Annotated in this window: 13 protein-coding genes; 4 read left to right on the forward strand and 9 right to left on the reverse strand. The window is 69.5% G+C overall.

Features of this window, described 5'->3' with window-relative positions:
• The first annotated feature begins 23 nt into the window (after positions 1-23).
• Positions 24-1,220 (forward strand): lytic murein transglycosylase, encoded by a 1,197-nt coding sequence (locus tag MKK50_RS16920; RefSeq protein ID WP_499023962.1) that lies wholly within the window; start codon positions 24-26, stop codon positions 1,218-1,220.
• A gap of 313 nt (positions 1,221-1,533) precedes the next feature.
• On the opposite strand, the gene rplS is transcribed toward MKK50_RS16920, so the two are convergent.
• From rplS to MKK50_RS16940, 4 genes are all read right to left on the reverse strand, one after another.
• Positions 1,534-1,941, reverse strand: a complete 408-nt coding sequence (rplS, locus tag MKK50_RS16925; RefSeq protein WP_253368402.1) for a 50S ribosomal protein L19 — start codon at positions 1,939-1,941, stop codon at positions 1,534-1,536.
• A gap of 206 nt (positions 1,942-2,147) precedes the next feature.
• Positions 2,148-3,587 carry a L,D-transpeptidase family protein gene (locus MKK50_RS16930; RefSeq protein ID WP_499023965.1) on the reverse strand — a complete coding sequence of 480 codons (1,440 nt, stop codon included), beginning with the start codon at positions 3,585-3,587 and terminating at the stop codon, positions 2,148-2,150.
• Between the two features lie 147 nt (positions 3,588-3,734).
• The gene (locus MKK50_RS16935; protein ID WP_499023966.1) at positions 3,735-4,448 is read right to left on the reverse strand and encodes a DUF1796 family putative cysteine peptidase; all 714 of its coding nucleotides are present in this window, start codon (positions 4,446-4,448) and stop codon (positions 3,735-3,737) included.
• Complete coding sequence (locus MKK50_RS16940; RefSeq protein WP_499024094.1) at positions 4,445-5,398, reverse strand: acetyl-CoA carboxylase carboxyltransferase subunit alpha; 954 nt, start codon at positions 5,396-5,398, stop codon at positions 4,445-4,447. Before MKK50_RS16940 ends, MKK50_RS16935 begins: the two co-directional genes overlap by 4 nt.
• 213 nt (positions 5,399-5,611) lie before the next feature.
• Between MKK50_RS16940 and MKK50_RS16945 the strand changes: the two genes are divergently transcribed.
• Entirely contained in the window at positions 5,612-6,397 is a 786-nt protein-coding gene (locus tag MKK50_RS16945) for a 3-hydroxybutyrate dehydrogenase (protein ID WP_253368408.1), read from the forward strand.
• Between the two features lie 54 nt (positions 6,398-6,451).
• Here MKK50_RS16945 and MKK50_RS16950 read toward each other — a convergent pair whose 3' ends face one another.
• The 3 genes from MKK50_RS16950 to MKK50_RS16960 form a co-directional block, all read right to left on the reverse strand.
• On the reverse strand, positions 6,452-6,808 hold the full coding sequence (locus tag MKK50_RS16950) for a CsbD family protein (RefSeq protein ID WP_499023968.1): 357 nt from the start codon (positions 6,806-6,808) through the stop codon (positions 6,452-6,454).
• Positions 6,809-6,944: 136 nt separating this feature from the next.
• Positions 6,945-8,354: a malonyl-CoA decarboxylase gene (locus tag MKK50_RS16955; protein ID WP_499023969.1), complete on the reverse strand. Its 1,410-nt coding sequence runs from the start codon at positions 8,352-8,354 to the stop codon at positions 6,945-6,947.
• 201 nt (positions 8,355-8,555) lie between these two features.
• Positions 8,556-8,759 (reverse strand): hypothetical protein, encoded by a 204-nt coding sequence (locus tag MKK50_RS16960; RefSeq protein ID WP_056198113.1) that lies wholly within the window; start codon positions 8,757-8,759, stop codon positions 8,556-8,558.
• A 406-nt stretch (positions 8,760-9,165) separates the two neighbouring features.
• Here MKK50_RS16960 and MKK50_RS16965 point away from each other — a divergent pair, with 406 nt between their 5' ends.
• A complete protein-coding gene (locus MKK50_RS16965; RefSeq protein ID WP_499023971.1) occupies positions 9,166-10,350 on the forward strand; it encodes an MFS transporter in 1,185 nt (394 codons plus the stop codon).
• Here the strand turns inward: MKK50_RS16965 and cobD are convergent.
• Positions 10,343-11,326 carry a threonine-phosphate decarboxylase CobD gene (cobD, locus tag MKK50_RS16970; protein ID WP_499024096.1) on the reverse strand — a complete coding sequence of 328 codons (984 nt, stop codon included), beginning with the start codon at positions 11,324-11,326 and terminating at the stop codon, positions 10,343-10,345. The genes MKK50_RS16965 and cobD overlap by 8 nt on opposite strands.
• 26 nt (positions 11,327-11,352) lie before the next feature.
• Here cobD and cbiB point away from each other — a divergent pair, with 26 nt between their 5' ends.
• Positions 11,353-12,354 carry an adenosylcobinamide-phosphate synthase CbiB gene (cbiB, locus tag MKK50_RS16975; protein ID WP_499023973.1) on the forward strand — a complete coding sequence of 334 codons (1,002 nt, stop codon included), beginning with the start codon at positions 11,353-11,355 and terminating at the stop codon, positions 12,352-12,354.
• Positions 12,355-12,361: 7 nt separating this feature from the next.
• Here cbiB and MKK50_RS16980 read toward each other — a convergent pair whose 3' ends face one another.
• Complete coding sequence (locus MKK50_RS16980) at positions 12,362-13,819, reverse strand: cobyric acid synthase (RefSeq protein WP_499023975.1); 1,458 nt, start codon at positions 13,817-13,819, stop codon at positions 12,362-12,364.
• Positions 13,820-13,844 lie beyond the last annotated feature (25 nt).

The raw sequence follows: 13,844 nt of genomic DNA on the forward strand, positions 1-13,844 counted from the left end.
GAACTCTGACGGAGCGCCGACCCATGCCGACGCCAGCCACCCGCGCCAGCCTGATCGGGCTTGCCCTTGCCAGCGGCCTTCTCGCCGGCCCCGCGCGAGCCGACTTCCAATCCTGCCTTGCCGGCATCCAGGCGCAGGCCGCCGGGGCCGGCGTCTCGGCCCAGACCTTCCGGGCCGCGACCGCCAACATTGCCTACGACGACAAGGTGATCGAGCTGTCCCAGGCGCAGCCGGAGTTCAAGACGCCGATCTGGGATTACATGTCGGCGCTGGTCGACGAAGAGCGGGTCGAGGACGGGCGCGCGGCCATGCGCCAGCATGCCCAGGCGCTGGCGAACGCGGAGGCACGCTACGGCGTCGATCGTCACACCATTGCCGCGGTGTGGGGCGTGGAATCCAATTTCGGCAAGAACCTCGGCAAGATGCCGCTGGTGCAATCGCTCGCCACGCTGGCCTGCTCGAGCAACCGCCGGCGCGACTTCTTCCGCACGGAACTGATCGCGACGCTGAAGATCATCGAGCGGGGCGACATCGAGGCCTCGCGGCTGACCGGCTCCTGGGCCGGCGCCTTCGGCCAGACGCAGTTCATGCCGACCACCTACCAGCGTCTCGCCGTGGACGGCGACGGCGACGGACGGCGCGACGTGGTCGATTCGGTGGCCGACGCGGTCGCCTCCACCGCCAACTTCCTGCGCGTCGCCAAGTGGTCGAACGGCCAGCCCTGGGGCTACGAGGTACGTCTGCCGCGCGGGTTCAACGTCGCGGCTGCGGGCCGCAAGAACAAGCACGCGCTCAGTCACTGGGCCTCGCTCGGCGTCACCCGCGTCGACGGCAAGGCGCTGACCGGGGAGGGACCCGCCGGCATCATCGCGCCCGCCGGCATCAACGGCCCGGCCTTCCTCGTGACGAAGAACTTCGACGCGATCTACTCCTACAACGCCGCTGAATCCTACGGGCTGGCCATCGCCGTCCTCTCGGACCGCCTGCGGGGCCGCCCCGGCGTCCAGGCCGATTGGCCGACCGACGACCCGCCGCTCTCGCGCGCTGAGCGTCGCGACCTCCAGACCCGCCTGACTGCCCGCGGCTACGATGTCGGCGAGCCGGACGGAAAAGTCGGCTCCAAGACCCGCGATGCGATCAAGGACATTGAGCGCCAACTCGGGATGCCCGCCACCGGGCGGCCGGGGGGCAAGGTGCTGGAGGCGCTGCGGCGGGGGTAACGCTTACCCTCGACCATTCTCGCGGGCCGCGTGGTGTCCGTGCGCTCAGCCGCACGCGTCACCCGCGGCCTTTTGATTCAGGGGGCACCGCCCGCATCGGGCTCCGACCCGTTAGGCTTGGCTGACAGCAAGCGACGGGTGCGCGCCGGCTTCTTCGCCACTGCGATGCGGTGCCGAGGCTATCGCAATGACCGGGCTCGTGCGGCCTGCCTCTCGATGATGCAGCCAGAGGGGCAACAAAAAACCCGCCCCGATCGTCTCGGGACGGGCACATCGGCATAAGCGGCCCCGTAGGGCCACTCTCGGATAAGGATTACTCCGCGGCGGTCGCGGCAGTGGCCTTCTGGGCCTTGGCGGTCTTCTCGGAGCGGTCCGAGCGCTCGACGATACGGGCCGACTTACCACGACGGTCGCGCAGGTAGTAGAGCTTGGCGCGGCGGACCTTACCGCGGCGGACCACCTTGATCGAGTCGATCATCGGGGAGTGCACGGGGAAGACGCGCTCCACACCCTCGCCGTAGGAGATCTTGCGGACGGTGAAGCTCTCGTTGAGCCCGCCGCCGTTCCGGGCGATGCAGACGCCCTCATAGGCCTGGACGCGGGTACGCTCGCCTTCCTTGACGCGGACGTTGACGATGACCGTGTCACCCGGCTCGAAATCCGGGATGGTCTTGGCGAGGCGGGCGACTTCTTCCCGCTCGAGCTGCTCGATGATGTTCATTGGAAACGCTCCGGCCGTTAGCGCCCGTCCGGTGAAGTCCGGGCGTCAGGATTTCGGCATCCTGTTGTGAGTTGGCCGGGGCTCTACAGGATGTGCGCGGCTTTGTCGATGGGGTTTGCGCCACGCTCCGACGGCCTGACCGCGCCGGAAAAGTCACGGCGCGATCACGGCTCTTGGCCGCCACCGCGCCGAGCCGTCAGGGGCCGTCAGTTCCGCAGGGAGCCGGTGGTCGTGACGGCAGCCTGCGGCTTCGCGGCGGAGGATGTCGCGTCCTTGGCCGCCGGCTTCGACTTGTGAGCCTCGGACTTGGACGCGTCGGCCTTGGACGTCTCAGATTTCGGCGCTTCGGCGGCCTTCTCGTCCTTGCCGGGCTTCTTGCCCAGAACCTTGCTGAAGGCGCTCACGTCGCCGTCCGCATCGGCCACGGCGATACGGTGCGGCTTGGTCGAGCCCGGCTTAGCCTCACTCGCCTTGCCGTCACCCACCTTGGCCGGCTCCTGCACCGCGACCAACGTCGTCGACTTGGTCTGCTCCTTACGGGCGGCGGCGGCCTTGGTCGGGCCGGGCGCGTCGGCGGGGGCGGCAGCGATCAGGACGGGCTTACCCTTGGCATCGACCTCGAACTCGTTCGGTCCGAGCGCGAGGCTCTCCGGCCGGCTGACGTCACCGAGGTGATAGCGCCCGTACTCCTTGGCCGTGTAGGCGAGCTCCTTCTCTTTTTCCTTCTCGTTCTCGATGAGGGCCGCGAAGGTCGGCCCTTCCGGCTTCTGGGGGCGGAAGACCGGGTTCTGGCCGCCGTCGTCGTAGACGACACGGGTCGCGGGCGTGCCCTTTGCGATCAGCTCGGCAACCTCGTGGCTGTCGCGGTCGCGCTTCTCGGCAACCAGCGGATCGACCCGCGGCGTGCAGTTGCCCGCGGCTACGTCGGCACCGCCGAACACGTATTTCGTGCCGCAGGCCGCGACCCGCGGCTCCTCCTTGAGGGTCTCGAAATAGTCCGAGCCCTCCTTGAGGTTCTTCCAGAACGGCGTGTTGGGGTCGTTGCGGAACTTGGCGATGTTCGAAGCCGTCATCCGGAACGGGTAGGATTGGAACTGGAAGGCGCGCTGGCCGCCGTTGAAGGCCTCGCGGGCGATGGCATAGATCTCCGACATCGAGGCGTCGGTCATCGCGAAGCAGCCCGACGACGAGCAGGTGCCGTGCACCATGATGTAGTTGCCGGTGCCGCCCTTGGCCCGATCGATGGCGTTCGGGTAGCCGACATCGAAGGAGAGATAGTAGCTGGAGTTCGGGTTCATCTGACCCGGTGTGATCGCGTAGAAGCCCTCCGGCGCCTGCCGGTCGCCCTGCTTCAGCTTGGGGCCGAGCTGGCCCGACCAGCGGCAGATCGGGAAGGTCTTCAGCAGGGCGTACTGGCCGTTGGCGCCGCGCTTCCACACCTCCATCTCCGCTTCCTTCTTGAAGGCGCGGATCAGGATCGGGTCGGATTGGCTCATGCCCTTGGCCTGCATGAGCGCGAGCGTCTGGGGGGGAACCGGGGTCAGGCTGCGGGTCGAAGCGCCACCGAGCATGGCGCTGTCCTGGCAGGCACCGAGGGTCATCGCCAGAGCAACGGCAGCAGCCGCCACAAACGGACGCACAGCCATGGGGAACCCGTCCTTACGTGTCCTCGCCCGCAGGGCAATTCCTGCCCTTTTGCGGACGTCACTCCCCGAACCCTATAGCCTCGCTAAGCTTACCCAGAACTTACCGCAAGGCAGCAATCCACATTGTGGACAGGCGTTGCAAATCCATCACGGTTCCGCAGGAAATGGGCTGCGCTTGCGCATGACAGCCTTCAAGAACGCGTCATCGGCGGGATCGGCGAAGCGGACACCGACCGATGGTGAACGAACCTCGATTCGGAGCCAGTCGAGATGCGGCTCCTGCGCGAGCACGCTCACCGCTTGGCTCTCCCCTTGGTGCAACTGAAGCATCAGGAGGTGATTGTCCGCGGCCCGCGCCGTCAGCGCTTCGCGGATCGCACGAACCGTCGCCGCTTCGGTGGGAAGAGCGGTCATCAGGTAGAAGCGGTTGCGGGCACCGGGCCGGTCCAGGGCCGCACGCAGCCGTCGTACGCCGGCTTGCAGGAAGCGGTAATCCTCGTCGCTGGCCGCCGGATCGTGGTGGTTGAACACGAACGGAATCGCGTGCCGATCCCGATAGAGGAGATGGCGGCAACGCGTCTCGTTCGGCGCCTGCCGCTCGTGCAGCGGTGTGCTTTGATAGTGGCGCCGGTCGAGCAGATCGGAAAAGTCGTCGGCGAGACAATCGCGGACCATTCCCGGTGAGGAGAAGATCCAGTCGAAAGGCGCCGACCATCTGCGCAGGCCGAGCCCTTTCAGGATCTGTGCGGTATGGCAGTGGCTGCCGAGCGAGATGTGGTTGATGGCACGCGGTTCGCGGAGGTCGCGCCGGCCGAGGCGGCGCAGGCCGTTCAGCAGGCCCGCGCCGAGCCCCCATTTCACAGCTTGCGGCCGATCTCGAGAAACTTCTGTGCGCGCCGGTCGCGGATCTCGTCCCGGCTCAGGCCTTCGAACTCCGCCAGCGCGCGGGCGATGGCGTCACCGGTCGCGTCGAGGGCCGCGTGGCGGTCGCGGTGGGCGCCGCCGGTGGCTTCAGGCACGATGGAGTCGATGATGCCGAGGCGTAGCAGATCCTGCGCGGTGATCTTCATGGCGGTGGCGGCGTCGTGCGCACGGCCCTGGTCGCGCCACAGGATCGAGGCGGCGCCCTCCGGCGAGATGACGCTGTAGATGGCGTGTTCCAGCATCATCACCGTGTTGGCGGTGGCGATGGCGATGGCCCCGCCCGAGCCGCCCTCGCCGATGACGACGGCGACGTTCGGCACGCCGAGCGCGAGGCAGGCTTCCGTGGAGCGGGCAATGGCCTCGGCCTGACCGCGCTCCTCCGCCTCGATGCCGGGGAAGGCGCCCGCGGTGTCGACGAAGGCGAGTACGGGCAGGCCGAAACGGTCGGCGGTCTCCATCAGGCGCACGGCCTTGCGGTAGCCCTCCGGCCGGGCCATCCCGAAATTGTGCCGCAGGCGCGCCTCGGTGGTGGCACCCTTCTCCTGGCCGAGGACGCAGACCGGGCGGCCGCGGAAGCGCCCGAAGCCGCCGAGGATCGCTTCGTCCTCGCCGAAGGTGCGGTCACCGGCCAGCGGCGTGAACTCCTCGATCAGCCCGGCGCAGTAATCGACGAAATGCGGCCGCTGCGGGTGGCGGGCGACCTGCGTCTTCTGCCAGGGCGTGAGGGCGGCGTAGATCTCGGCGAGCGCCTGGGCGGCCTTGCCCTCGAGGCGCCCGACCTCCTCGCTGATCGAGACGGCGCCGTCGCGCTGGCCCAGGGCCCTGAGTTCCTCGAGCTTCGCCTCGAGTTCCGCCACGGGCTTCTCGAAGTCGAGATAGGAGCGCATCACCGCCATCGATCGTCGGTCCAACTTCTTGCTCGGCAGCCGTGCACCCGCCCGGCGCCCTGCGACCGGCGCGAGGTGTTCGGGGAAGCAGGCATAGGTGTCAACCGCCGCTTAGCGTCAGCGCGTGCGGCGCAGCAAGATCGACTTCGCCGAACCATTGGGGCAAGTCGTGGGGCGAAAGGGTCCGCGTGGCCCGTGAACCGGAGGGAATTCATGAGCCTGCAAGGGAAATCCGCCGTCGTCACCGGCTCGACCAGCGGCATCGGCCTCGCCATCGCCAAGAGCTTCGCCAAGGCTGGCGCGAACGTGGTCCTCAACGGATTCGGCAACGCCGAAGACATCGAGCGGACCCGCAGCGGCATCGAGAGCGAGTTCGGGGTCAAGGCGGCCTACTCGCCTGCCGACCTCACGAAGCCCGACGAGATCGGCGGGTTGATCGCACTCTCGGTCGAGACGTTCGGCAGCATCGACATCCTCGTGAACAATGCGGGCATCCAGTACGTCTCGCCGATCGAGGACTTCCCGGTCGAGAAGTGGGACCAGATCATCGCGCTCAACCTCTCCTCGGCCTTTCACACCCTGCGTGCAGCCGTGCCGCACATGAAGGCGAAGGGCTGGGGCCGGGTCATCAACACGGCTTCGGCGCACTCGATGGTCGCCTCGCCCTACAAGTCGGCCTACGTCGCGGCCAAGCACGGCGTCGTCGGCCTCACCAAGACGGCGGCGCTCGAACTCGCCACCCACGGCATCACGGTGAACTGCATCTCGCCGGGCTATGTCTGGACGCCGCTGGTGGAAAGCCAGATCCCGGACACGATGAAGGCGCGCGGACTCACCAAGGAGCAGGTGATCGAGGACGTGCTGCTGAAGGCGCAGCCGACGAAGGAATTCGTGACGATCGATCAGGTCGCCGCGCTCGCCCTGTTCCTGTGCACGGACAGCGCCAGCCAGATCACCGGCGCGAACATCGCCATGGATGGCGGCTGGACCGCGCAGTAGGCCCGACGAAGAGCGGAGCGCGGCGAGGGGAATGCCGCGCTCCGAGGTCGTTGCTCAGCGGCGCGAATGCAGCAGCAGCGCGAGGCCGTAGCCGACGGCACCGGCAATCAAGAGGGCCAGGAACGGGTTCTCCCCGACCTGCGTCTCGACCCGCTCGCGCCCGTCGCGCAGATACGTACCGCCGTTACGGCTGACGCGGTCATAGGCGTCCTCCGCATAGCCACCGACGTCGTCGGCGATGTCGCGCACGGTGTCCTTGGCCTGCCCGTAGATGCGCTGCGCGCGGCCCTCGGCCTCCCGGTAACGGCCTTCCAGCGAATCCCGGTCGGAGCCGAGCGCATCGCCCACCACGCCCTGCGCCCGGCCGCCGAGATCCTTCACGGTGCCGACGATGCGATCCGTATCAACCATGGCGGAACTCCTGTTCTTGTCAGGCCCGCCACCTCGAGAGTTTCGGGCGGGCGTCGGACAGGAGAACGTGCGAGGACGGAATCGGTCCCGCGCCGCAGCGAAAAAGCGGCGTCCGCCGCTCCGCCAAGGACGCGACTCAGCCCGCCTCGGCCAGCACCACCGCCCGCGGGGGCGGCAGGTTGGAGCGCAGCTCGCGGCTGACCGCCGAGGAGGTCGCGACGGTGCCGAGATTGACGTAGGTCTCGTGGTTCTTCTCGATCGCCGAGAGATCGTAGAGGTAGTTCACCATCAGCCCATAGGACTGCTTCAGGCCCTTCCTCGAGGTGTCGCCGAGAAAGTTCATCCGCTCCAGCCGCGCGCCATTGCCGAGATGGAAGCGGGCGACCGGGTCGAGCGGGCGGCCCCGCTCGTTCTTGGCGCGCAGGAAATAGGCGGCTGCTGCAGGCAGCATGGCACGCCGAACCGCCTCGCACTTCGTCTTGTCGGCCCGCCAATCCTCGGTATCGAGCAGGCGCAGCGCCTCCACATCCTCCCGCGTCAGGCCCTGCGGCGCGTCGGCGCCACGCTCGCGATCGAGCCAGGTGCGGAAGCCGGGCACCGGCGAGAGGGTGACGAAAGTCTTCAGGGAGGGAATCTCGCGGGCGAGGTCCTCGACCACCTGCTTGATGAGGAAGTTGCCGAAGGTGACGCCGGCCAAGCCCTTCTGGCAGTTCGAGATCGAGTAAAAGATCGCGGTCGTGGCGCTGCGCGCCGGCACCGGCTCGCGCCCATCCGCCAGGATCGGCTGGATCGCCGGAGCGATGGCGTTGGTGAGCGCCACCTCGACGAAGATCAGCGGCTCGTCGAGCAGGGCCGGATGGAAGAAGGCGAAGCAGCGCCGGTCCGTCGGCTGGATGCGGCGGCGTAACTCGTCCCAATCGGCGATCTCGTGGACCGCCTCGTAGCGGATGATCTTCTCGAGGATGTCGGCCGGCGTCGACCAGTCGATGTGGCGCAGCACGAGGAAGCCCCGGTTGAACCACGAGGCGAACAGGTGCTCGAAATCGCTGTCGAGGCTCGCCGCCGCGTCGATCGTCTCCGGGGCGGCCTCGCGGTCTTTCAGGCGCTTGCGCAGCGCGAACAGATCCTCGCGCATCCGCACCAGCGCCAGGGTACCGCCGCGGGCAAGGTTGAGCCGTCGGATCAGTTCCTGCGAACGCGGCTCAGCCGCCAGGTGCAGCAGGCCGAGACGGGCCCGCGTCGGATCGGCGCGGTAAGCGGCGATGGCGGCATCGACCGCGTCATGGTCGGCACCGAATTCGGTGGCGATGAGTTCGAGGAAGGCGAGCCGGTCCTCAAGCGGGAAGGCGGCGTAGCGATCGAGGATCAAGCGGGCGAGCGCGACGCCCGAGGCTTCGCCGCGCCGGGAAATCAGGTCTTCGCAGAACCGGGCGAGGTCGGCCGCGCTCGCCGTCCGTGCCAGATCGGAGCGGGCCAAGCCGATGAGGTCGCGGCCCCGGTCACTGATGGTCTGGATGAGATCGCCGAGGAACGAGATCGCCGCCATGACCGAACAAGCCCTTGGATCCGCCGAGCCGACGCAGACGAGGCTCGGCCGTTACGGGAGCCTAAAGCCTACGCCGCCTCGGCGCCAGATATGGGAAGTAGGCAGGAGCCCTGCCGGGCGCCTCCAGCAACACCATTCCGCTGAGAGAATCGCGCGGCACCCGCAGGCTCGGATCGGCCAAGGCCTATCCGTTGGGGGCCGTCAGAACTCGGCCTCGGCATGCGGCGCGAGATCCACAGTGTCGGCGCGCTCGCGCCAATCGTTCACACCGCGCGAGCGGGCAAAGCGGATCTCCGCGGCCTTCAGGGCGCGCTCCGGATCGCGGGCGCGGGAAATCTCGACGAAACCGACCGTGAAGGGCACTCCGAGGATCTGCTTCGCGAAGTGGACGCGGTAATTCGGCATACACGACTCCTCATCTTGAAGCGGCGGCCGGCCACCGGGGGAAAATGTGCGCCATCACGCGCCCATCTGCAAATGGTTGCCGGGCCAAGCTGCTGCAAAGGCTGTGCGTTTTTCTTACAATTGATCATATAGGCACTCTTTTGAGGGATGCTACCATCGCGCGTCAGGCTGTCCCTCGCGGCACATCCGCCTCGCATTCGCCATTGGCGCCGATGCGGACTTCGACAGGGCATTTCGTAGGGCAGTCCGAGCGAAGCCGGACATTCTGCCGCGCGACGGCTGCGCCTCGCCGTGTCGCCAGGGCTGGCGGTCCGGCTGCGGCCTGCCGTATGGGGCGGTCCATGTCGTTTTTCCCGCCGCTCGCTGCCTATCCATCCCAGCCCTCCGAGATCCGGACGGCACACCGATGAGCGGTGATGCGGGCGGCGACCGCGCCCTGTCCCCCACGACGCGCATCGGGCTGACCCTGATCGCGGGTGGGGCCGTCGCCAACATCTACTATAATCAGCCTCTGCTCGCGGTTCTCGTCGCCGAGTTCGGCGAGCGCGCGGCACTCCTCGTGCCGACGGCCAGCCTCGTCGGCTACGGTCTGGGCATCCTGTTCCTGGTGCCCCTGGGCGATGCCCTGCCGCGGCGCGACCTCATCGTGTGGCAGTTGCTGGGGCTGGCCGTCGCCCTGGTCGTCGCGGCACTCAGCCCGAACCTCGCGGTGCTCACAGGGGCCAGCCTCGTCATCGGGGTGCTCGCCTGCGCCGCGCAGCAGGCGGTGCCCTTCGCCGCCGAGCTCGCGCCCGATGCGAGCCGGGGGCGGATCGTCGGCGGGGTAATGACCGGTCTGCTCTCCGGCATCCTGCTCGCCCGCACCGCGAGCGGCTTCGTCGGCGCGCAATTCGGCTGGCGCGCGGTGTTCTTCGCAGCCGCCGGCCTCGCCGTCGCCATGGCGGGAATCGCGTGGCGCACGCTGCCGCGCAGCGCACCGAAGCAGCGCCTGCGTTATCGCGCGCTGATGATCTCGCTGCTGCATCTCGTGCGCAGCCAGCCGATCCTCCGCAATGCCAGCCTTTCCCAGGCCCTGCTGTTTGCCAGCTTCAACGCGTTCTGGGCGACGCTGGCCCTCCTCGTGGAGGCACCGCCCTTCGACCTCACCGCGGCGGGCGCGGGCTTGTTCGGCGTCATCGGTGTCGCAGGCGCGCTGATCGCCCCCTATTCTGGCCGCTACAGCGACCGGCGCGGCGCCCGGCCGGTGGTGATCGTCGGCAGCGTTCTGGTTGCGGCGGCCTTCGCGGTGCTGGCGCTGGCCGGTGAGGTATCGCTCCTCGCCATCGCGGCCGGCGTGCTGCTCCTCGACATCGGCATCAACGGCGCCCTGATCGCCAACCAGACCCGCGCCTACGCCCTCGCGCCGGGCGCCCGCGGACGCATCAACACCGTGCTGTTCACCGCGGTCTTCATCGGCGGAGCGGCCGGCGCCTTCCTCGGCTCGCGCGCCTTCCTCCTCGCGGGCTGGCCCGGCGTCTGCGCCGTCGGCGGCGCCTTCGCGCTCGCCGCGCTCGTCGTGTCCTGGCTCGGCGGCAGATCCCAGCCTACCTGAGCACCCGCGAGAGGCGGCACCACGCCGCCTTGTCCGGGGGCAGGCCGAAGCGCAGCCGCTCCGGCGCCTCGGGGAAGCGCCGCACGTAGATCCCGGCCTCACCGAGTTTCCGGAACAGGCCGGGCCCGTCCGGGAAATCCGCTGTGCGGAACAGGGCCGTCCCGCCGACGATCCGTCCGCCGGCCCGTTCGATCATCCGGTCGAGGCGGCCCGCGTCCTTTGCCCGATCGGCGGTGGCCACGCGGCGCCACGCGGCATCCGGCAGCGCCGCGCAGCCCGCGGCAATGGCGGTGCCCGAGACCGCCCAGGGACCGAGGGCGGATTCGAGGCGCCGCGCCAGCGCCGGCTCGGCGAGAGCGAAGCCGAGCCGGAGGCCCGCGAGACCGTAGGTCTTGCCGAACGAACGCAGGACCACGAGGCCGGGCCCCGGCCGCGCGGCCTCCACGGGCTCCAGGTCGGCGAAGGCCTGATCGAGCACGACGAGGCCTCCCCCGGCGACGCTCGCCAACGCCTCGGCTGAGAACACGCGCCCGTCAGGATTGTTGGGGCTGACTGCCACCAGGACATCGGCGCCCTCGGCCTCGCGCGGATCGCCCACGCTGCGCACCGTATGGCCGGAGCGGGTCCAGGCGGCGGCGTGCTCGGCATAGGTCGGGCCGACCACCGCGACGCAAGACGGCGGCAGGAGCCGCGGCAGGGTCTCGATCAGGATCTGCGTGCCGGGCGCGGCAACGACATGGTCCGGCCCCGGCGCGCCGTAGGCCGCCGACGCCGCGGATTTGAGCCGGGCCAGGTCGGCGGGGGAGGGCAGGCGGTGAAGGGCACTGGCTTCAAAGGGCGGCAGCGGATAGGGCACCGGGTTGATACCGGTCGAAAGGTCGATCCACGGCTCGGGCGCGCCCGGAAACAGCCGGCGGGCCGCGTCGAGATCGCCGCCATGCGCAATACCGTCCGTCAGCACCCCGCGCCCTTCCATCCCGCCCCGCACCGACCCTGCCAACGATGTCCTGGATCGCCCTGACCCATCCGCCCGACACCCTCGGCATCCTGGCCCTCGCCCTGCTGATCGAGGCCGTGGCGGGCTATCCGGATCGCCTCTACAGGGCGCTCGGCCATCCTGTCACCTGGATCGGCCGGATGATCGCCGCGCTCGAACGCGGGCTCAACCGGCGCGCGCCGCTGACACGCCGGCTCGGCGGCATTCTGGCGCTCGCCATGCTGCTCGCCACGGTGGCCGCCATCGCCCTCGGACTGACGGCGCTCGCCGCGCTCACGGGCCACGGGTTCGGCCTGGTGATCCTCGCTGTTCTCGCCGCGAGCCTGCCGGCGCAGCGCAGCCTGTTCGTCCATGTCCGGCGCGTCTCCGCCGCCCTGCGGACCGAAGGGCTCGCCGGGGGTCGTACCGCCGTGTCGATGATCGTCGGCCGAAACCCCGAGAGCCTGGACGAAGCCGCCGTGTGCCGAGCCGCGATCGAGAGCTTGGCGGAAAACTTTTCCGACGGCATCGTCGCGCCGGCCTTCTGGATCGGCGCGGGCGGACTCACCGGCGGCGCGCTCTACAAGGCGATCAACACCGCCGACAGCATGGTCGGCCACCGCACGCCCCGCTACGAGGCATTCGGCTGGGCCTCCGCCCGGCTCGACGACCTCGTGAACCTGCCGGCTTCGCGACTCACCGCGCTCCTGCTGATCGCAGCAGCGGCGCTGAGCCGGGATGTCTCCGCGGCGGGCGCGTGGCGGGCGATCCGCCGCGACGCGGGCCGCCATCGCTCGCCCAATGCCGGCTGGCCCGAAGCGGCCATGGCCGGCGCGCTGGGCCTACGGCTCGCGGGCCCGCGCATTTACGGCGACACCCGCGTCGAGGATGCCTGGATGGGCGACGGGCGGGCCGAGGCCAACGCCGACGACATCGTGCGTGCGCTGAAGCTCTACCGCACGGCTTGCGCGCTGCAATTCACCCTAGTGGCAGCCGTGACTGGCATCTGGCTCACCTTCGGCCGGTAACGATCCCTCACGCCAAGCGCAGCAGCCCATCGCAATCGAGATGCGCTTCGAGGTGGTCGGCGAAGCGGTCGAGCACCGTTTCGATGCCGGCCTCGTAACGGGTAAGGCCCGGCGCAGCGCCGAGCCGAGCAAGCCAGGCGGCGCGCTGGCGGTCGTCAGCGAACAGGCCGTGGACATAGGTGCCGGTCACGAGCCCGTCGGGTGAGACGGCCCCATCGGCCCGGCCGTCGGCAAAGCGCAGCAAGGGCCGGGCGGTGTCCGGCCCGGTCGTGTCGCCGACATGCATTTCGTAGCCGGAGAACGGCTCGGCATCGGCGAGCGTCGTGCCGGTGACCGCGACGAGGCGCTTCGCGTCCGTCATCACCGTCACGACGTCGAGGAGGCCGAGGCCCGGCAGGTCGCGCGGCACCCCCTCGATCCCCTGCGGGTCGGCGATGGAGCGGCCGAGCATCTGGTAGCCACCGCACAGTCCGAGCACCCGTCGGCCGCGGCGCAGATGGGCGCGGATATCGATGTCCCATCCTTCCGCGCGCAGACACTCGAGATCGTCGATCGTGGTCTTCGAACCCGGCAGGACGATCAGGTCCGCCTCCGCCGGGACGGGTGCACCGGGCGGCACGAAGGTCACCGCGACGCCGGGCTCCTGCCGCAGCGGGTCGAGGTCGTCGAAGTTGGCGATGTGAGGAAAGCGCAGCACCGCGATCAACGGCACGGCACCGTCACGGCGCGCCTGCGGGGCATCGAGCGCCACCGCGTCCTCCGGCGGCAGGCGGGCGGCGTCGGGAAAGAACGGCACGAGGCCGAACGGCGACCAGCCGGTGCGCGCGGCGATCAGGGCCATGCCGTCGGCAAACAGCGTCGGGTCGCCGCGAAAGCGGTTGACGATGAAGCCGCGGATCATCGCCGCATCGTCGGGCTCCAGCACCGCCTGCGTGCCGACAAGGCTGGCGATGACGCCGCCTCGGTCGATGTCGCCGACGAGCACCACCGGCGTCCCGGTCGCCCGGGCGAAACCCATATTGGCGATGTCGCCCTGTCGCAGGTTCACCTCCGCCGGCGAGCCCGCGCCCTCCACGAGCACGATGTCGGCCTCAGCGCGCAGCCGCTCGAAGCTGTCGAGCACGGAGGCCATCAGGCGCGGCTTCCAGGCTTGGTACTCCCGCGCCTTGGCGGTGCCGATCATGCGGCCCTGCACCACCACCTGCGCGCCGACCTCGCTCTGCGGCTTCAGGAGCACCGGGTTCATGTGGACGGACGGCGCGACCCGCGCGGCGCGGGCCTGGAGCGCCTGAGCTCGGCCGATCTCGCCGCCATCGGCGGTGACGGCGGCGTTGTTCGACATGTTCTGCGGCTTGAACGGACGCACCGTCAGCCCGCGCCGGGTGAAGGCGCGGGCGAGGCCGGCCACCAGCAGCGATTTGCCGACATCGGACCCGGTCCCCTGGATCATCAGGGCGCGGGTCATCGGCGGGTCCTTGTTCGAGGCGCGG

It is taken from the genome of Methylobacterium sp. J-043, assembly GCF_022829505.1.
Classification (GTDB): domain Bacteria; phylum Pseudomonadota; class Alphaproteobacteria; order Rhizobiales; family Beijerinckiaceae; genus Methylobacterium; species Methylobacterium extorquens_A.